Source organism: Mesorhizobium sp. M1E.F.Ca.ET.041.01.1.1 (assembly GCF_003997355.1).
Lineage (GTDB): Bacteria > Pseudomonadota > Alphaproteobacteria > Rhizobiales > Rhizobiaceae > Mesorhizobium.
Genome location: NZ_RZSL01001243.1, coordinates 1 through 498, shown reverse-complemented (window position 1 = coordinate 498; position 498 = coordinate 1). Strand labels below are relative to the sequence as shown.

The following is a 498-nucleotide window of genomic DNA, read 5'->3' as shown; positions in this document are numbered from 1 at the left end:
CGACAACACCGCGTGCGCGAGCCGCTTGGCGCCAGAGATTGACCCGTCGAACGAGTGTTTTGTACTGCTTGCGGGTAAATCGACCTGGAAACTGGACGCACAGCTCCTCGAAGAGCTGCGTGGCGTTGATGTTGGGGAACTCCTCCAATCGGCGACAAACGATCGGCCACACCATGCGGAGCGCCTGGACGCGGGCTTGGCCAGGCTCGGCGTAGACCGGCTTCGGCTCCTCCTGCATTTCTGCTGTCGCGGCAGGAGTGGATGGGATCACCGGCTTGAGCGCGGCGATGGGAGCCGCAATAAGGGTTTGTGGCGAGAGCTTTTGTAGACTCCGCAGGTAACGCGGTTTGGCTTCGATGGAGAAGGTCGGACGGATTTCGCCCGCGTGCCAGGCACTCGATAGGCTTGCTACGAAAGCGGCCAGGTTGGGCGGGTCGGATGTGGTCTGTGGCGGTGTTTCGCCGTCAGCCAGAGCCGCCAGATAAGCCTGTACAGCTC

Annotated in this window: 1 pseudogene; it reads right to left on the bottom strand. The window is 62.0% G+C overall.

The annotated features are described in order from the left end of the window. A pseudogene (locus tag EOA38_RS38580) lies at positions 1-498 on the bottom strand (transposase); the annotation flags it as partial.